Genomic DNA, 18,334 nt, shown 5'->3' with positions numbered 1-18,334 from the left:
CCCCCACCCCGGCCACCCGGGTCCCGCGCTCAGGACTCGAACGCCGTGGGCAGGTGCTCGCCCACGTTCTCCTTCGTGACGACGGGCGCGTAGAGCTGCACCTGCCGGGGCACCTCCACCTCCACGAGGTCCCCGAGGGCTTTGCCCTGCACCAGCAGCCGGGCCAGGCGCACCCCGTCCGCCGCCTGCGTGGAGGGGTAGATGACGGTGGCCTTCACGACCGAGTCGTCCGCCTCGATGGAGCGCATCACGTTCGCCGAGCCCGCGCCGCCGACCATGACGAACTCGTCGCGGCCCGCGTTCTTCACGGCCGCCAGCACGCCCACGCCCTGGTCGTCGTCGTGGTTCCAGATCGCGTCGATCCTCGGCGCGGCCTGGAGCAGGTTCGCCGCGGACCGCTCCCCGGACTCCACCGTGAACTCCGCCGCCACCCGGTTGTCCACGTCCAGACCGCACTCCTTCAGGGCGTCCGCGAAGCCGCGGCTGCGGTCCTGCGTCAGCGGCAGGCTGTCGATCCCCGCGATCTCGGCGACGACGGCGTCCTGCTTGCCCTCCAGCGCGGAGCAGATGTACGTGCCGGCGGACACCCCCATGCCGTAGTTGTCACCGAGCACCGTCACGCGGGAGGCGAAGGGGCTGGACAGCTCCCGGTCGACGTTGACCACCGGGATCCCGGCCTCCATCGCCTGCAGCGCCACCGGCGTCAGGGCGGCGCCGTCGAAGGGCAGCAGCACGATGGCGTCGACCTCGTCGTTGATGAACGTCTCCACCTGGCTGATCTGCTGGTTCACGTCGTTGGTGCCCTCGGCGACGACGAACTCCACGTCCTCGTAGCGCCCGGCCTCCTTCTTCGCCGCGTCCGTGATGGCGGCCATCCAGCCGTGGTCCGCGGCGGGAGCGGAGAAACCGATGGTGACCTTCTCGCCGGGCTCGTCGTTGCCGCCGGCCGCGGCGGCGCGGGGCTCCTCGCGCTGCGGCTGCTCCGGGGTGTTGCTCGTGCAGCCGGCCAGCAGCACCGCGGCGCCGAGCACCGGGGCGGCGGACGCCAGCAGCCGGCGGTGCGGCCGGGAGAGGCTCGGGGACATGGTTCCTCCAGGTTCTCGGTGCGGTGCCCGGACGCGGTGGCCCGGGGTCCTCAGGAGCGGGTGCGGGCCGCGACGCGCTGCTGGAGCAGCACCGCGACGACGATGATCAGGCCCTTCGCGAGCGACTGGGCGGAGATCGACAGGTTGTTCAGGACGAAGACGTTGCTCAGCGTCGTGAAGATGAGGACGCCGAGGACGGTGCCGGAGATGGTGCCCCGGCCACCGGAGAGCAGGGTCCCGCCGATGACCACGGCGGCGATCGCCTCCAGCTCGAGGAGGCCGCCGTGGGTGGCGCTGCCGGTGGTGGTGCGGGCCATGAGCATCAGCGCCGCCACGCCGCACGTCACCCCGAGCAGCACGTACAGCGCCACGGTGTGCCGCTGCACCCGGATGCCCGCCAGGCGTGCGGCCTCCGCGTTGCCGCCGACCGCGACGGTGCGCCGCCCGAACGTCGTGCGGTTCAGCAGGACCCAGCCACCCGCGGCGACCAGCGCGAACACCACGACCAGCCGGGGGATCCCGAGAACGTTGCCGGAGAGGGCGTCCGTGAACCCGTCCACGGTGACGATCTGCGTCTTGCGGTTGGAGATGATCTCCGCCAGGCCGCGGGCGGCGGCCAGCATCGCCAGCGTCGCGATGAACGCCACCACCCGGCCGTAGGCGATGAGCACCCCGTTGACCAGGCCGCAGACCCCGCCCACGAGCAGGGCGGTGAACACCATCACCGTCCAGTGCAGCTCCTGCGCCATCGCCTGCGTCGCCAGGGTCGAGGCCCACACCGACGACAGCGCCAGGATCGCCCCCACGGACAGGTCGATCCCGCCGCCGGTGATGACGAAGGTCATCCCGATGCTCACCACGCCGACGACCGACGCCGCGCGCAGCACCGTCAGGAGGTTGTCCACGCTCGCGAAGCGCTCCCCGGCGGTGGCGTAACCCGCCGCGCACAGCAGCACCAGCGCGATGAGCAGGCCGAGGTTGCGGCCGAGGGAGCCGCGCAGGCCTCCCGGTGCCCCGCCCCGGTGCCCGGCCGGTGCGCGGGCCGGGGCCGGTGGCAGCCCCGCCCCGCCCGTCGTCCCGCCACCGGCCGAGGCCGTCGTCATGTCGCCCACGCGGTGCTCCCCTCCATCACCAGGTTCAGCACCCGGTGCTCGTCCAGGTCCTGTGCGGGGCCGTCGTGGACGACCCGGCCGTCGGAGACCACCAGCACCCGGTCGGCCAGCCCGAGCACCTCCTCGATCTCGCTGGAGACCACGAGCACGGCCACGCCCGCGTCGGCCAGGGAGCGCACCAGCGCGTAGATCTCCGCGCGGGCGCCGACGTCCACCCCGCGCGTCGGCTCGTCCAGCAGCAGCACCCGGCAGCCGCGCAGCAGCCACCTGGCCAGCAGGACCTTCTGCTGGTTGCCGCCGGACAGCAGCCGCACCGCGCGGTCCACGTCGGCCGGGCGCACGTCCAGGGCCGCGACCTGCTCGCGTGCCGCGGCGCGCTCGGCGGCGCGGCGCAGGAAACCCCCGCGGGAGAACCTGCCGAGGCTGGCCAGGGAGACGTTGCGGTACACGGCCTCGTCCAGCACGAGGCCCTGGCTCTTGCGCTCCTCCGGCGACAGGCCGATCCCGGCGGCCACGGCGGCGGCGACGTCCCCCGGGCGCACGCGGCGCCCGCCGACGCTCACGCTGCCGGTGCTCGCCCGCCGGGCCCCGTACACGGTCTCCACGATCTCCGAGCGGCCCGAGCCCACCAGGCCGGCCAGTCCCACGACCTCCCCGGCGTGCACGTCCAGGTCCAGCGGCTCGAACTCCCGGGCGCGGGAGAGCCCCCGCACCTGCAGGACGGCGGGCTCCCCGCGCGGCGGCACCGCCTCCGGGCGCGGGGGGAAGACGTACTCGATGGACCGGCCCGTCATCAGCCGCACCACCTCCGAGGTGGGCGTGTCCGCCACCTGCAACCCGGTGGCCACGGTGCGCCCGTCCTTCAGGACGGTGACGCGGTTGCCGATGCGGCGGATCTCCTCCAGGCGGTGGCTGATGTAGACCACGGCGACGCCCGAGGCGGTCAGGTCGGCCAGGACGCCGAACAGCCGTTCCACCTCGTCCTGCCCCAGCACCGCGGACGGCTCGTCGAGGACGAGCAGCCGCGCGTCCTGCGAGAGCGCCCGCGCCATGCTGACGACCTGCTTGCCCGCCGCGGACAGCTCCCCCACCTCGGTGGTGGGGAAGATCTCCGGGTGCCCGAGCCGGTGCAGCAGTTCCGCCGCGAGCCGGTTCGTCGCCGAGCCGCGGGTGAGCCCCGCCCGGGAGCGTTCCCGGCCCAGGGTGATGTTCTCCGCGACGCTCAGCCCGTCCACCAGGTCCAGCTCCTGGTAGATGGTGGCGATCCCGAGCGCCAGCGCGGCCTGCGGGTCCGGCAGCGTGACCTGCCGCCCGTTCCAGAGGATCTCCCCGGCGTCCGGGCGGTGCGCCCCGGCGAGGACCCTGATGAGCGTCGACTTGCCCGCCCCGTTCTGCCCCAGCAGGCAGTGGACCTCCCCGGCGCGCACGTCGAGGTCCACGCCGTCCAGCGCCTTCACGCCGGGGAAGTGCTTGACGATCCCGCGCATCGCCAGGAGTGGGGAGTTCTCCCCGCGGTCTCCGTCGACCATGAGCGGACAGTAGGAACGGCGTGGGGGGAAGTCAACGAGCCGTCCCGCGCGGCCGGGGGCGGAAAAGTTTCGGGGACGGGGACGCCCGCTCAGGGGACCGACAGCGCCTCGGTGGGGCTCAGGCGCGCCGCCCGGGCCGCCGGGTAGAGGCCCGCAACGGCCCCGACGAGCAGGGTCGCCCCGAGCGCTCCCAGGACGGCCGCAGGGGGCAGGGTCACCGGCCAGCCCCGCGACGTGGCGTACCCCGCGGTCACCGCAGCACCCAGCAGCACTCCCGCCGCCCCGCCCAGCGCGGCCAGCAGCGAGGATTCCACCAGGAACTGCAGGCGCACCGCGCCGCGGGTCGCCCCCAGTGCGCGGCGCAGGCCGATCTCCCCGCGCCGCTCCAGGACCGAGACCACCATGGTGTTCGCGACGCCGACACCGCCCACGAGCAGCGCCACGGCGCCCAGGCCGAGCAGGAGACCGGTGAACGCGTCGTCGGCCGCGGCCCGCGCCTCCAGGGCGTCGGAGGGCCGGGAGATGTCGACCTCCTCCGGGGCCTGCGGGTTCACCGTGCGGGCCAGCACCTGCCGCACGTCCTCCACGGCGCCGTCGGCGGAGCGCTCGTAGAGGGTGGTGGGGTGCCCGTCGAACCCGAGCAGCTCCTCGGCCGCCTGCCAGCCGACCAGTGCGGAGCGCTCGATCTCCGGGGCCAGCTCCACCGGCCCGAGGACGCCGACCACGGCGAACCAGGTGCCCGAGATCCAGACCCGCTGCCCGACCTGCGCACCCAGCCGTTCGGCCGCCACGGGCCCCAGCACCACGGCGGGGTAGCGCGCGGTCGCCGCGTCCAGCCAGCGCCCGTGCGCCACGGCCGTGCGCAGCGTGGAGAGCAGTTCCGGGGTGACGGCCTGCACGCCGATGCCGCCGGTCTCGGCCTCGTCCACGTAGGGGCTGCGGCGCACGGTGGTCTCCGTCAGGCCGGTGGCCGAGACGTGCTCCACCGGGCCGATGCGGCGGACCATGCCGACCGACTCCCGCGGCAGCTCCGCGTCCTCCCCGAACAGGGTGCTGCCCGGGGTGACGGTGAGCAGGTCGGTGCCCAGGCGTTCCAGGCGCTGGTCCAGCTGCGCCCGGCTGGAGGCGGAGATGCCGACCACCCCGACCATCGCGGCGATCGCGACCGCCACCCCGAGGGCGGCCAGAACCACCCGCAGCGGGCGCCGCCGCGCTCCGGACAGCCCGACCCGCAGCAGGTCGCCGGCGCCCAGGCGCGGTGGTGGCGGGGGTCCGGCGTCCGGGCCGTCGCCGACCGGGCGCACCGGGGTCGGCCCGGCGCTCACGAGGGCCTCCCAGCGGTGAGCGCGGAGGCGCCGGTGGAGGCACGTGCGGTGGCGCCCGTGACGACGTCGGCGACGACCAGGCCGTCGCGGACCTCGATCCGACGTGGCAGCTCCGCGGCGACACCGGGGTCGTGGGTCACGACGACCACCGCCGTGCCGGCGGCGTTGAGCTCGCGCAGCAGGGTCAGCACCACCGCCCCGGCCGCGGAGTCCAGGTTTCCGGTGGGCTCGTCGGCCAGCAGGAGGGGCGGCTCGCCGACGACGGCCCGCGCGACCGCCACGCGCTGGCGCTCCCCGCCGGACAGCTCGTGCGGGCGGTGCCCGAGCCGGTGGCCCAGCCCCACCCGCTCCAGCGCCACCCTGGCACGTTCGCGCCGGCGGCGGACGGGGACGCCGGCGTAGAGCAGCCCGTCGGCGACCACCTCCAGCGCCGGGGCGCCGGTGGTGAGGTGGAAGGACTGGAAGACGAACCCGATCGAGCGGGCCCGCAGCCCCGACAGCCCGGCGTCGGGCAGGTCCGTCACGTCGTGACCGGCGACGACGACGCGACCGGAGCTGGGCCGGTCGAGGGTCCCCGCGAGGTTGAGCAGGGTGGACTTGCCCGATCCGGACGGGCCGACGACGGCGACCAGCTCGCCGGGACGGACGTGCAGGTCCACCCCGCGCAGGGCGTGCACGCCGCCGGGGTAGGCGCGCCGCACGTCCTGCATCCCGATGACGACGTCAGGCCGGTGGGCCCGCTGCAGCGGTGCGCTCACGACGACGGCACCTCCACCCGGGCGCCCTCGGTGACGTCCCGGCCGCTGACCTCGACGCGGCCGTCGGCGGAGGCACCCGGCTCCACGGCCACGACGCGGGTGCCGGCGCCCTCCACGACGCGCACCCCGAAGCCGCCCTCGGCGAGCGCGAGCAGCGCCCCGACGGGCACGGTGAGCACCCCCGCGTGCCGCTCGCTCTCCATGCTCACGGTCACGGGTGCGCCGTCGAGGCCTGCGGCGGCGTCGGCGGGGTCGAGCGCCACCTCCACCTCCACCTCCACGGTGGCCTCGCCCTCCTCGTCGGAGTCCTCCTCAGCCACGGTCCCCACGGACGTCACGCGCCCACCGGTGCGGGACCCGTCCGGCAGGACCACCTCGACGCGGGCGTCGCGGCGGGCCAGCGGCAGGTCCTCCACCTCCAGGCGGAGGCGGACGACCCGCGCCGTGCCCGTGGTGACCAGCGCGGCCTGCCCGGCCTGCGCGGCGTCGCCGACACCGACCTCCCACTGCGCCACCCGCACGTCGGTGGGGGTGAAGACGACGTCGCCGAGGTCGACGGTGCCGTCGCGCACGGCGCCCAGCTCCTCCTGCCACCTCCTGACGGCCCGGGCGGTCCGGGCGGTGTACTCCTCGTCCACCGTGAAGCCGGTGAACCCCAGCTCCCGCAGCGCCTGCTCGAACTGGCGCACGTCCTCCCCCCCGGTGCCCGGTGCCAGCCGCCGGTAGGCGGGCAGCTCGCCGCGCAGCAGCACGGTCGGGCGCTCGTCGATCCGCCACAGCACCCCGCCGGAGGTGAGGGTGCTGCCCTCCTCGGCCAGGGAGGTCCAGGTGCCGGCGGTCCCTGCCGACAGGGTCCGGCCCCCGGCGTAGCCGAGGGTTCCGGCGACGTCCTCGCGCTCGACGAGGTCGGTGCGGGTGACCTGCGCCGTTGCCCGCGGCGGGCCCTCGGCCGCCGCCTCCTGGCCGCCGTCGCCGCGGGTGGTCAGCGCGACGGCGCCCGCCGCGACGACGGTGCCGACGACGATCCCGCCCGCCAGCACCCGCCGCCCCGCTCCACGCCGGTTCCCCGGCCGGTTCCGCTCCCCGACACCGCCGGTGCCCACCTCGGTGCTCACCTGCTGGCTCCCACCGGTGCGGACGCGCCGCCGCCGAGTTCCAGCAGCGGCATGCAGGCCTCGTTCGCCGCCTCCTGCACGGCCTGCGGTACCCCGGCGGCCTCGGGGCCGATGACGACCGGCCCGCCGCCGGGCCCGGGATCCGGCACGTCCACGCCGTTCTCGCGCATGCACTTCGCGAAGTCGCGCATCCGGTCCTGCACCTCCGGGTCCACCGCGCCGGATCCCGTTCCGGCCGGCGCGAACTCCTCGCACGCCTCGTGCGCCTCCTGCACGGCCTCCGCGTCGACGCTGCCGTCCGCGGGGATGCCCATCCGGCCCCCGGTGCCGGGCTCCGGGTCCGGCACGTCCACGCCGTTCTCGCGCATGCACCGGGCGAACCGCAGCCCGGCCTCCTCGGGGCTGAGCGACCTCTCCGGTGCGGGGGCCGGGCTCCCGGCACCGCCCGCGGCACCGGCGACCGGTTCGCCCGCCCCACCGGCGCCCTGCCCGCAGGCACCGAGCAGCAGGGTGCCCACCAGCAGGACCGGCGTCAGCCGCCGCCTCGTCATGCGCCCCCGGGTGGTGCCGGTGGGAGTTCCCGTCGTGGTGCTCATGTCGCCTCCTCGTCCCGGCGGCGCCCTGCCGCCGGGACGCCCATGCCAGCGGAGCGGTCGTGTGACCGTGGTGAGTCCCGGAACTCACACCGGCCTCACACCCCGTGCGGCACAGTGGCGGCATGAGGAGCGCGCCGTGAGGGTCCTGGTGGTGGAGGACGAGACGGTCCTCGCCGACGCCATCGCCACCGGGCTGCGGCGGGCGGGCATGGCGGTCGACGTCGGCCACGACGGCGGGGCGGCCCTGGAGCGGGCGGCGGTCAACGACTACGACGTCGTCGTCCTCGACCGCGACCTGCCCGTGGTGCACGGCGACGAGGTGTGCCGACGGCTGGCCGGCGGCGAGGTCCGCATCCTCATGCTCACGGCCTCCGGTGCGCTGGCGGACCGCGTGGAGGGGCTGGACCTCGGGGCGGACGACTACCTGCCCAAACCGTTCGCCTTCGCCGAGCTCGTCGCCCGCTGCCGCGCGCTGGGACGGCGGAGCGCCCCGGCGGTGGCCCCCGTCCTGGAGCGCGCCGGGCTGCGGCTGGACCCCGCCCGGTTGGAGGCGTACCGCGACGGCCGCTGGCTCGGGCTGGGCCGCAAGGAGTTCGGGGTCCTGGAGGAACTGCTGCGGGCGAACGGCGCGGTCGTCAGCGCGGAACGGCTGCTGGAGAAGGTGTGGGACGAGAACGCCGACCCCTTCACCACCGTCGTCCGTGTCACGGTGATGACGCTGCGCCGGAAGCTGGGGGCGCCGGCCCTGGTGGAGACGCTGCCCGGCACCGGGTACCGCATCCCGTGACGGGCGACGCCGCGGCCTACGACGGCCCCCGGCCGCCCCTCGCCGGGCGGGTGCGCGGGCCGCTCCCGCTGCGCTGGCGGATGGCCCTGCTCCAGGGCGGGACGTTCCTCGTGGCCGGCACCGTGATCGTCACCATCCTCGCGCTGCTCGTGCGCGCGAGCCTGGAGCAGCGGTCCGCGATCGTCGTCGCCACCGTCGACGGCGAGGCGACGCCGGGCGTCGCCGCCAGGCCGGCCGTGCCCACCCCGTCCACCACCCGCGTCACGATCCCGCTGGCCGAGAGCGTGGCCCGGCTGCAGGAGGCGATCCTGCAGGACCTGGTGCGCTCCTCCGTGCTCGTGGTGCTGCTGGGGACCCTCACCGCCGTCGTCGTGGGCCGGGTCCTGGCGGGCCGGGCGCTGGCGCCGGTCTCGCGCATGACGGCGACCGCCCGCCGCGTCGCCCACAGCGGGGTCCTGTCGGAGCGCATCGCCCTGGAGGGCCCGCACGACGAGCTGAAGGAGCTCGCCGACACCTTCGACGCGATGCTGGAACGGCTGGACCGCTCCTTCGACGGGCAGCGGATGTTCGTCGCCAACGCCTCCCACGAGCTGCGCACCCCCCTGGCCACGACGCAGACCGTGCTGGAGGTCGCGATGGGCGACCCCGACGCCTCGGCCGACCTGCGCGCCGTCGGGCCCGTCCTGCTGCAGTCGGTGCGGCGCAGCGAGCAGCTCATCGACGGGCTCCTGCTGCTGGCCCGGGGGGAACGCGAACCCGCCCGGCGTGAGGCGACCGACGTCGCGGACCTGGCGCGCGCGGCCGTCGCACAGGTGGGCGGGGAGGCGCGCGCCCGCGACCTCACCGTCTCCGCCACCACCGCTCCGGCCGTCGTCCGCGGCGACCCGGTCCTGCTGGAGCGGCTCGTGCTCAACCTGCTGCACAACGCCGTGCGGCACAACCACGACGGCGGCGACGTGGAGGTCGAGGTGGGGGTGGTGGACGGCGCCGCCGCGCTCACCGTCGCCAACACCGGCCCGGTCGTGCCCGAGGACGACGTCGAGCGGTTGTTCGAGCCGTTCCGGCGCGGCGCGCAGCGCCTCGCCCACCCGGGCGACCGCGGCGCCGGGCTGGGGCTGTCGATCGTGCGCATGATCGCCTCCGCGCACGGCGGGACCGTCCGCGCGCACCCCCGCCCGGGCGGAGGCCTCCTCGTGCGGGTGTCCCTGCCACGGACGTGAGTGCCGTGCCGGCGGCAGGGGCCGCCGCTCAGAAGGCGTAGCGGATGCCCAGCCACGGCGCGTGCTGGGCCACCAGGTCGCGCACCGCCTGCACCGCGCGGGCCTTGTTCGCGCGGTCGTAGCGCACGTTCACGGCACCGTTCTGGGAGACCTTGCGCTCCTGCAGGTCCGGGCGCCACAGCACCTGCTCCGCGCGCGGGTGCCAGCCCAGGTTCACCTCGTGCAGCTCCTCGTTGTGCGTCAGGAGGATGACCTCGGCGGCGGCCTGCGCCTTGGCGGCCGGGGAGAGCACGTCGTCGAGGTGGCGCAGCAGCTCCGCCCAGTCGTGCAGCCACCCGCCGCGCAGCACGACGGGGGAGAGGTTCAGGTGGACCTCGTACCCCGCGGCCACGAAGTCGTCGACCGCGGCGATCCGCTCCGGCACGGGAGTGGTGCGCAGGTCGAGCTGCCGGGCGTCGGCGGGCGGCATGACGGAGAACCGGATGCGGGTGCGCCCGCGGGGGTCGAGGTCGAGCAGGCCGCGGTTGACGTGTTTCGTCGCGAACGACGCCTTCGCCGTCGGGGAGCCGCGGAAGAGGGCGATCAGGTCCGCGACGTTGTCGCTGACGAGGGCGTCGACCGAGCAGTCGCTGTTCTCCCCGAGGTCGTACACCCACGCCGCCGGGTCGCACTGGTTCGGCTCCGCCTTGGGGCCCTGCCGCCGGATGTGCCGCTCCAGGTAGGCGGTGATCTCCTCGATGTTGGTGAACACCGTGATGGGGTTGGCGTAGCCCTTGCGCCGGGGCACGTAGCAGTAGGCGCAGGCCATCGCGCAGCCGTTGGCGCTGGAGGGGGCGATGAAGTCCGCCGAGCGCCCGTTGGGCCGCGCCGCGAGGGACTTCTTCACGCCGAGGACGAGGTCCTCCGTCTTGACCCGGACCCAGCGCTCGACGTTGCCGGCGTTGCCGTGCAGCTCGGGGATGTTCCAGTGCGAGGCGACCTCCACGACCTCCGCGGCCGGGAAGCGCTCGCGCACCTGCCGGCCGCGCGGGCTGGCCAGTGCGGCGGGCTCGGCCCACAGGCGGCGGACGTCGAGCAGCGGCCGGGCCGGGCGGGGGGAGGGCTGTCCGGGGGAGGTCCGGGTGGGAACGGGCTGGGCGGGGGAGGGCTGTGCGGCGGGCACGACCCCTTGCTACCAGCCGCCCCCGACACCGGCATCCGGTCGCACCTCGGCGGGCGTGCGCAGGTCGATGACCTGCCGGGGCCGGCCCCACAGGTACCCCTGCGCCGCCCGGCACCCCGCGCGGCCGAGCTGCGCGGCGGTCTCCGGCGTCTCCACCCCCTCCGCGACGACGGCCAGCCCCATCTCCCGCGCCATCGCCAGCACCCCGTGCACGACGGCCCGGCTGCGCGGGTCGGTGCCCATGGCCGCCACGAACTGCCGGTCGATCTTCACCTCGTCGATCGGCAGGTCGGTCAGCTGCGTCAGCGAGGAGTACCCCGTGCCGAAGTCGTCGGCCGCCAGGCGCACACCCAGCGCGCGGACGCGCTGCAGGTCGGCCACCAGCGAGTCCTGCACCCTCAGCAGCTGCGTCTCGGTCAGCTCCAGGACCACGCGGTCCGCGGGGGTGCCGCTCTCGCCCAGCGCGGCGGCCACCCGCTCGGCGAGGCGGCCGTCGTGCAGCTGGGCGGCGCTGACGTTGACGTGGACGGAGAGGTGCTCGCCGTGCAGCGCGGCCAGCCCCGGCCACTGCCGCAGCGCGTCGCGCAGGATGACGGTGCCCAGGTCCGCCATCAGCCCGCAGTTCTCCGCCACGGCCAGCCACTCGCCCGGCGCCAGCAGCCCGCGCTGCGGGTGCTCCCAGCGCGCCAGGGCCTCCACGGCCTCCACCCGGCCCGTCGACAGGTCCACGATCGGCTGGTGGTGCAGCACGAACTGCCCGCCGGCCAGCGCCCGGCGCAGCTCGTCCTCCAGCTGCAGGTTGCGCCGGGCCCGGTCGTAGAGGGCCTCGCTGAAGAACTCCACCCGCCCCCGGCCCGTCGCCTTCGCCTCGTACATCGCGGTGTCCGACTCCCGCAGCAGGTCCGCCGCGGCCGCGCCGGGGCGCGCCAGCGTGATGCCCGCGCTGAGGCTCACCTGCACCCCGCGGCCCCCGACCTCCACCGGGCGGCACGCCGCGGCCAGCAGGCGGGTGGCGATCTCGGAGGCGTCGGCGGGGGTGCCGACGTCCGGGCAGCAGACGACGAACTCGTCGCCGCCGATCCGCGCGACCGTGTCGCCGGGGCGCACGGCTGCCGACAGCCGCGCGGCGACGGCGTGCAGGACCTCGTCGCCCGCGGCGTGCCCCAGGGAGTCGTTGATCTTCTTGAAGTGGTCGAGGTCGAAGAAGACCAGCGCGAGGGTGCGGCCGCTGCGCGACTGCGCCGCCAGCGCCTGCTCCACCCGCTCCCGCAGCAGGGCCCGGTTCGGCAGGCCCGTGAGCTGGTCGTGCAGGGCCTGGTGCACCAGGCGGGCCTCCAGGGCCTTGCGCTCGCTGATGTCCACCAGCTGCACGTTCGCGACCGGCTCCTCGCAGGCGCCGCCGTCGTCGGCGGGCAGCGCCAGGCGTGCCGCCGCCGCGTGGCAGAAGCGCTCGGAGCCGTCGAGGACGTGCAGGCGCAGCTCCCCGTCCCAGCTCGCGAGCCGCCCGTGGGCCAGGTCCTCCAGGACGCGGCGGAACCCGTCGCGCTCGGTCCTGCCGAGCAGGTCCAGCCACGGTGTGCCCTCCAGCGGCCGGTCCGTGCCCGAGCCCCACCACGCGCGCAGCGCGGGGTTGGCGTAGCGGACCAGGCCCCGGGTCGCGGGGGCGAGCGAGAGCAGCGCGTTGCCGACGACCGCCGTCTGCAGGGTCCGCTCCAGGGCGTCGGCGCGGCGCCGGGAGGCGAGCAGCGCGTCGTGGCGCTGGCCGACCTCCACGCTGAGGGCCAGCCCGACCAGGCCCACGACGGCGATGAAGGCCTGCACCGCGGCGGTGCGCAGGGGCACCGACCCGATCCCGGCGAACGGCCCGCGCCCGTCCAGGGTCGCGACCACCGCCACCGCGGCCGTCAGCACGCCGTGGGTGGCGGTCCAGGCGGGTCCGCACCGCCAGCCCACGAGCACGGTGACCGGCAGCGCCAGGAACACCATGCCGTGCTCGGAGCGGCCGCCGAACAGGGCCGCGTACACCGCGGCGGACAGCGCGACGAGCCCGGCGGCCTCCCACGGCCCGGGCCCCTCCGCCGGCGGGCGGCCGTGGCGCCGGTCGCCCCGCCGCACCCGCCAGGCCAGCACGAACGTCATGACCACCGCGCTGCTGGCCCCGTAGCGCACCACCCACGGCAGGGCCGTGGACACCGCCTCCCCCGCGCTGCCGGGGGGCGTGGCCAGGAGGCTGACCGGGGCGCTGGCCGCGGCGCCCGCGAGCGCGGCGACCCCGACGGCCACCAGCCCCCGGGTGTCCCGCAGCCGGAGCGCGTGGTGTGCGCCGAGCCGCCGCAGGACGGCGCAGCCGACGGCTGCGTGGAGGGCGTTGGCCGCCCCGAAGCCCAGGGCCATGGCGGCGCCGGAGCCGGTGGCGAGGTTCACGCCCCAGGCGGCCAGCGCCAGCACGGGCAGCTCGACCCGGTACCTGCGGGCGGTGGGGGACAGGACGAGCCAGAGGACGCCCACGCCCCCGGCCGGCCACACGAAGGCGAAGGGCGGCAGCTCCAGACGGGTGGCGCGCCCCACGAGCGCGGTGAGGACGAACGCCGTGGCCCAGGCCGCGGTGCGCAGCCATGCCCTCGCGGTGCTGCCTGCCACCACCTCTCCTCTCTGAGTAATCACATGACTACACAGAGAAACAACAGTAGGGCGGGAGGACGGCCGTGGCGACGCGGCCGTCCTCCGCGGGGCCCGGCGCTGCGGCCGACCGGGTGAAGCCCGGCCCGCCCGCTCCGGCCGGGCCCCGCGGGCGCCGATGGTCACCGGGTCCACGTCCACCCGGCCCCGGAGACCAGCGTGAGAGCACCCTTGCCCGTCGGCGAGGCGGAGCGCGTCGCCGCGCTGCACCGCCTCGGGGTGCTCGACCAGCCGCCCGCGCCGGACCTGGAGGCCCTCACCCGGCTCGCCGTGTACGTCACCGGCGCACCCGTCGGCGTCGTCAACCTCATCGACAGCCACCGGCAGTGGCAGGCCGCCGCCACGGGGATGACGCCCGGCGAGGCACCCCGCGAGGACTCCATGTGCGCCCACGTCGTCGCCGTGGACGACGTGATCCACGTCGCCGACGCCTCGCGCGACGTGCGCTTCGCCGACAACCCCTTCGTCACCGGGCGCCTGGCCTCCGCGCGCCTCTACGCCGGCGTCCCCCTGCACGACCACCGCGGCCACGCCGTCGGCTCCCTCTGCGTCGTCGACCCCCTCGTCCGCAGCCTGCACCCCGTCCAGCTCGCCGCCCTGCGGGACGTCGCCGGCCAGGTCGAGGCCCTGCTGGAGCTGCGCCGCAGGCACCTGGAGATGGCCGTCCTGCTCGTCGAGGTCGAGCACCACGCCACCCACGACGCCCTCACCGGGCTGGTGAACCGGCGCCTGCTCGTCGACCGCCTCACCCAGGCGCTCAACCGCGCCCAGCGCTCCGGCAGGCCGCCGACCGTCTTCTTCTGCGACCTCGACGGCTTCAAGGCCCTCAACGACGCGCACGGCCACGAGGCCGGCGACGCGGTGCTCGTGGCGGTCGCGCGCTGGCTGCGGACCGTCGTGCGTCCCACCGACACCGTCGCCCGCGTCGGCGGTGACGAGTTCGTCGTCGTGTGCGAGGACCTGCCCCCCGACATGGTGTTCACCGTCGCCGACCGGCTGCGCGCCGCCGGGCCCGCGGAGCTCGGCGCACCCGACGGCTGCTCCCTCGGCATCAGCACCGGCGCGGTCACCGCCGCGCTGCCCTCCACCGTCGACGAGCTGCTGCGGATCGCGGACCACCTCATGTACGCCGACAAGGCCGGGCGGCGCCGGCGGTCGTGAGGGCCGGGCGGCGCCGGCGGTCGTGAGGGCCGGGCGGCGCCGGCGGTCGTGAGGGCCGGGCGGCGCCGGCGGTCGTGAGGGCCGGGCGGCGCCGGCTCCTCCCCGTCCCGGGTGCTCGGTACCCGCTTCCCGGGCGGATCGTGGGATGCTGGCCGGGTGCCCGTGGACTCCCCGTCGCACTCGCCGTCCGACTCCGGCCTCGCCGAGGTCCGCCTGCTGGGTGTGCCCCTGCGCCTGCGCGAGCTGGCCAGCCAGCACGGCGAGGAGCTGATGCGCGAGCTGGCCCTCATCCAGATCGGCGTGCAGCACCACGTCGCGGACTCGGTCCCCAAACGGCTGCTGGACATCGCCGCCGAGGTGCGGGGCACCTACGGCGCGTTCAACTCCCAGCCGGACCAGGAGATGGACGACGCGCTGGACCGCGGTGAGCACAGCACGGATGTCGTCTACCGCGTCCCGCGGCACGTGGTGCCGTTCATCCACCGGCTGCGCACGGTCCTCGCCGAGGTCGACGAGTACTGCCGGCGCGGGGAGCACCTGCTCACCCTCGCGCCGCCGCAGGAGGTGGCGGAGTACCGGGAGTGGGTCTTCCAGGAGTTCGAGCGGCAGGTCGCCGGTGCGGCCCCCCGGCCCTGGCGGGCGGAGGCGTGAGGGCCGGGCGGCCCCGGGACGGGGTCGGCGCCGTCCCGGTGGGTGCCCGCGGCAGCGGGCACGTCGGTGGGTGAGCCCGTGGGCGAGCCGCTGTCCCTGGACCCCATGGCGCAGGCCGTCTCGGCCGCCCGGCGCTACGTGCGCAGGGCGCTGCGGAGCATCGGCGCGGACGAGCTGGAGGAGTCCGCCGAGCTGGGCATCTCCGAGCTCGTCACGAACGCCGTCCTCCACGGCCGCACCCCCATGACGATCACCGTGCGCCGCACGGACCTGGGCCGGGTGCGCGTGGAGGTCTCCGACATGTCCCCGGCCCCACCCCGCCGGCGGCGTTTCGACCTGTCCGCCACCACCGGCCGCGGCCTGCGCCTCGTCGACTCCCTGTCCTACGACTGGGGTGTGGACGAGCGGGGCGCCGGGTCCGGTGGCGGCAAGACGGTGTGGTTCGAGCCGCGCCCGTCGATGGGCGCCGACGGCTTCCCCGAGGCCGTCGACGCGTTCGACGTCGAGTCCCTGCTCTGAGCGTCCCCCCGGCCGGGTGGGGACCCGCCGGAGCGGTGGTGGCGGAGCGCAGGGCATCGGTTACCGTCGACCGCACGCCGTGCGCCGCGGCGGGGCCGAGGGAGGAGCGCTCGTGAGCGGGTCCGGCACCCCGAGCGTCTCTGCAGCCGCGCCGTCCCTCGGGCCGGTGCCCGGCGTCCTGCCCGCCCTGCTCGCCGCCGCCGGCGAGGGCTGGCTGCTCGCGCGCCCGGTGCACGGCGACGGCGGCGACCTCGTGGACCTCCTCGTGGACCACGTCAACCCCCGCGGTGTGCGGCTGCTGGGCGGGGCGCACCCCGCGCCGGGCTGCCGGCTGAGCGCCCTGCTGCCACCGGCCGCCGCCGGGCCGCTGCTCGAGCGGTGCGCCCGGGCCCTGCGCGACGGCACGGCGGGCGGCGCGTCGGACGGCGCGGTGGGTGCCGTGGCCGAGGAGGGGCTGGACGCGGGCGCGCTGGGCAGGTGGCAGGTGGCGGCCCTGGCCGTGGGCGCCGGGGTCGCCGTCCGGTTCACCCCGGCCGGCACCGGCCGCGACCAACCCGCGCAGCAGCGGCCCCACGCCGCGCCGGAGCGCCCCCGGCTGCGGGTGGAGGAGGCGATGGCCGCCGCGCTCGACGGCTTCAGCATCCTCACCGCGCTGCGCGGGCAGGACGGGCAGGTGGCCGACTTCCGCGTCGACTACGTCAACGAGGCCGGCACGCTGCCCGGCGTGGACACGGCCTCCGCGATCGGCCGGCCCCTGACGCACGCCCTGCACCACCTCGGCGGGGAGCGCGTCGTGCAGCACGCCCGCGAGGCGCTCGCCGCGCAGGAACCCCGCCGCACCACCCTGCACGTGGACGCCGCCACCGTCGGGCGCGTGGGGGAGCTGACCTTCGACGTGCAGTTCACGCCGTCGGACCGCGACACGCTGCACGTCTCCTACCGCGACACCTCCGCCGAGACCCGCCAGAAGCGCCTCCTGGAGCGCAGCACCCGCCAGGCGCAGGCCGCCGCCCGGCGCGCGGTCCTGCTGCTGGACACCGCCTCGGCGCTGTCGCAGGCCGTCACCCTGGACCAGGTGCAGCGCGTCATCATGCAGCGCACCCCGGCGGTGCTGGGCTGCGACGGCACCATGGTGTGCCTCTTCGCCGACCAGCGGCTCGTCGTCTCCCACGTCAGCGGCTACCCCGAGGAGTTCCTCGAGGCGGTGCGGGACCCGGAGCGCCTCGCCGCCTGCCCGGTGGCGGACGCCGCGGTGACGGGGCGGGTGCACTTCGTGGAGAGCCCGCAGCAGCTCCTGGAGCGCTTCCCGGCGGCCGGGTTCGTCCTCACCACCCAGGGCCGGCGCGCCTGGGCCTCCCTGCCGCTGGTGGTCTCCGGCCGGGTCATCGGCGGGTGGTCCGTGGCGTACTCCGCGGAGCGGGTGTTCGACGACGACGAGCGCCGCCTCCTGCGCACGCTGGCCAGCCACTACGCGCAGGCCCTGGAGAGGGCGCGCCTGCACGGGGTGACGCACAACACCGCCGTGCAGCTCCAGCGGGCGCTGCTGCCGGCGGAGGACCTCGGCGACCTGGGCCTGCCCGTGGCGACGCACTACGTGCCGGCGGCCCGCGGGCTGGAGGTGGGCGGGGACTTCTACAGCGTCGTGCGCCTGCCCAGCGGCAGCATCGCCGTGGTGATCGGCGACGTGTCCGGCCACAACCTGGCCGCGGCGGCCGTCATGGGGCAGGTGCGCAACGCGATGCACGCGTACGCGCTGGAGGGGCACTCCCCGGCGGGCGTGGTGGAGCGGGTGAACCGGCTGATGTGGACGCTGCAGATCCCGCAGTTCGCCACCTGCGCCTACCTGGAGCTGCAGCCGGGCACCGGTGCGGTGACGATCGTGCTGGCGGGGCACCCCGCGCCGGTGGTGCGTCCCCCCGGTGGCGAGGCGCACTCCCTGGACATCCCGCCGGACCCGCCCCTGGGGGTGGACCCGGACCTGCGCTGCGCGGAGCACACCCTGCTGCTGGCGCCGGGCTCGCTGCTGCTGCTGTTCACCGACGGCCTGGTGGAGTCCCGCGACAAGGACATCGGCGCCGGGCTGGAGCGGCTGCACCGGGTGCTGCAGCAGATCCCGCCGCTGCCGCAGCGCGTGGTGGACGAGGTGGTCCCGGCGATGCTGCCGCCGGACACGCAGGAGGACGACATCGCCGTCCTCGCGCTGCGGGTCCCCGCCCGGGAGGGCTCCGACACGCGGGTGTCCCGGCGCTTCCCGTCGGACCCGGCGAGCGTGAGCGCCGCCCGGCAGTTCGTGACGGACGTGCTGGAGGCGTGGGCCGTGGAGGACGTCTCGGACGAGGCGGAGATCCTCACCAGCGAGGTGGTCACCAACTCCGTGCTGCACACCACGGAGGGGGTGGAGCTGACGGTGGAGCGCCTCGCCGACGCGGTGCGCGTGGAGGTCGCGGACTTCTCGGTGCGGATGCCGCAGCTGCGGGAGGTCGGCGACGACGCGATGTCCGGCCGCGGCCTGCACATCGTCGACGTCCTGGCGCGCCGCTGGGGCGTGGTGCCCACCGACAACGGCAAGTTCGTGTTCTTCGAGCTCGCGGTGGGTGCCCTGGGCACGGCGTCCCGCGCCCCGGCGGGGGCGTAG

At 76.0% G+C, this 18,334-nt stretch carries 15 protein-coding genes; 6 read left to right on the top strand and 9 right to left on the bottom strand.

All coding sequences use genetic code 11. The features are described from left to right. Positions 1 to 29: 29 nt before the first annotated feature. From ACYQBY_RS13175 to ACYQBY_RS13145, 7 genes are all read right to left on the bottom strand, one after another. On the bottom strand, positions 30 to 1,085 hold the full coding sequence (locus ACYQBY_RS13175; RefSeq protein ID WP_459644301.1) for a substrate-binding domain-containing protein: 1,056 nt from the start codon (positions 1,083 to 1,085) through the stop codon (positions 30 to 32). Positions 1,086 to 1,135: 50 nt separating this feature from the next. Next, positions 1,136 to 2,188, bottom strand: a complete 1,053-nt coding sequence (locus ACYQBY_RS13170; protein ID WP_459644402.1) for an ABC transporter permease — start codon at positions 2,186 to 2,188, stop codon at positions 1,136 to 1,138. Continuing rightward, positions 2,185 to 3,726: a sugar ABC transporter ATP-binding protein gene (locus ACYQBY_RS13165; RefSeq protein WP_459644300.1), complete on the bottom strand. Its 1,542-nt coding sequence runs from the start codon at positions 3,724 to 3,726 to the stop codon at positions 2,185 to 2,187. Before ACYQBY_RS13165 ends, ACYQBY_RS13170 begins: the two co-directional genes overlap by 4 nt. A gap of 89 nt (positions 3,727 to 3,815) precedes the next feature. Next, the gene (locus ACYQBY_RS13160; protein WP_459644401.1) at positions 3,816 to 5,030 is read right to left on the bottom strand and encodes an ABC transporter permease; all 1,215 of its coding nucleotides are present in this window, start codon (positions 5,028 to 5,030) and stop codon (positions 3,816 to 3,818) included. A 17-nt stretch (positions 5,031 to 5,047) separates the two neighbouring features. Beyond that, the gene (locus tag ACYQBY_RS13155; RefSeq protein WP_459644400.1) at positions 5,048 to 5,761 is read right to left on the bottom strand and encodes an ABC transporter ATP-binding protein; all 714 of its coding nucleotides are present in this window, start codon (positions 5,759 to 5,761) and stop codon (positions 5,048 to 5,050) included. A 44-nt stretch (positions 5,762 to 5,805) separates the two neighbouring features. Next, positions 5,806 to 6,924 (bottom strand): peptidoglycan-binding domain-containing protein, encoded by a 1,119-nt coding sequence (locus ACYQBY_RS13150; RefSeq protein ID WP_459644299.1) that lies wholly within the window; start codon positions 6,922 to 6,924, stop codon positions 5,806 to 5,808. Then, entirely contained in the window at positions 6,921 to 7,520 is a 600-nt protein-coding gene (locus ACYQBY_RS13145; RefSeq protein ID WP_459644298.1) for a hypothetical protein, read from the bottom strand. The genes ACYQBY_RS13150 and ACYQBY_RS13145 overlap by 4 nt, the downstream gene beginning before the upstream one ends. A gap of 136 nt (positions 7,521 to 7,656) precedes the next feature. Between ACYQBY_RS13145 and ACYQBY_RS13140 the strand changes: the two genes are divergently transcribed. Both ACYQBY_RS13140 and ACYQBY_RS13135 read left to right on the top strand, forming a co-directional pair. Further along, positions 7,657 to 8,307 (top strand): response regulator transcription factor, encoded by a 651-nt coding sequence (locus ACYQBY_RS13140; RefSeq protein ID WP_459644297.1) that lies wholly within the window; start codon positions 7,657 to 7,659, stop codon positions 8,305 to 8,307. Next, on the top strand, positions 8,304 to 9,527 hold the full coding sequence (locus ACYQBY_RS13135) for a sensor histidine kinase (RefSeq protein WP_459644296.1): 1,224 nt from the start codon (positions 8,304 to 8,306) through the stop codon (positions 9,525 to 9,527). Before ACYQBY_RS13140 ends, ACYQBY_RS13135 begins: the two co-directional genes overlap by 4 nt. Before the next feature lie 28 nt (positions 9,528 to 9,555). Here the strand turns inward: ACYQBY_RS13135 and ACYQBY_RS13130 are convergent, their stop codons facing one another. Continuing rightward, positions 9,556 to 10,689, bottom strand: a complete 1,134-nt coding sequence (locus ACYQBY_RS13130; RefSeq protein ID WP_459644295.1) for a spore photoproduct lyase family protein — start codon at positions 10,687 to 10,689, stop codon at positions 9,556 to 9,558. 9 nt (positions 10,690 to 10,698) lie between these two features. Further along, on the bottom strand, positions 10,699 to 13,329 hold the full coding sequence (locus ACYQBY_RS13125) for a bifunctional diguanylate cyclase/phosphodiesterase (RefSeq protein WP_459644294.1): 2,631 nt from the start codon (positions 13,327 to 13,329) through the stop codon (positions 10,699 to 10,701). A 198-nt stretch (positions 13,330 to 13,527) separates the two neighbouring features. On the opposite strand from ACYQBY_RS13125, the gene ACYQBY_RS13120 reads away from it, so the two are divergent. From ACYQBY_RS13120 to ACYQBY_RS13105, 4 genes are all read left to right on the top strand, one after another. Beyond that, positions 13,528 to 14,529 carry a GGDEF domain-containing protein gene (locus ACYQBY_RS13120; RefSeq protein ID WP_459644293.1) on the top strand — a complete coding sequence of 334 codons (1,002 nt, stop codon included), beginning with the start codon at positions 13,528 to 13,530 and terminating at the stop codon, positions 14,527 to 14,529. 156 nt (positions 14,530 to 14,685) lie between these two features. Beyond that, positions 14,686 to 15,180, top strand: a complete 495-nt coding sequence (locus ACYQBY_RS13115) for a hypothetical protein (protein ID WP_459644292.1) — start codon at positions 14,686 to 14,688, stop codon at positions 15,178 to 15,180. Between the two features lie 78 nt (positions 15,181 to 15,258). Then, positions 15,259 to 15,699: an ATP-binding protein gene (locus ACYQBY_RS13110; RefSeq protein ID WP_459644291.1), complete on the top strand. Its 441-nt coding sequence runs from the start codon at positions 15,259 to 15,261 to the stop codon at positions 15,697 to 15,699. Between the two features lie 112 nt (positions 15,700 to 15,811). Then, on the top strand, positions 15,812 to 18,334 hold the full coding sequence (locus ACYQBY_RS13105; protein ID WP_459644290.1) for an ATP-binding SpoIIE family protein phosphatase: 2,523 nt from the start codon (positions 15,812 to 15,814) through the stop codon (positions 18,332 to 18,334).

Source organism: Kineococcus anabasis, from assembly GCF_054590795.1.
Note: the sequence above shows the minus strand (reverse complement) of the source record. Positions and strands in the feature narration are given on the sequence as shown.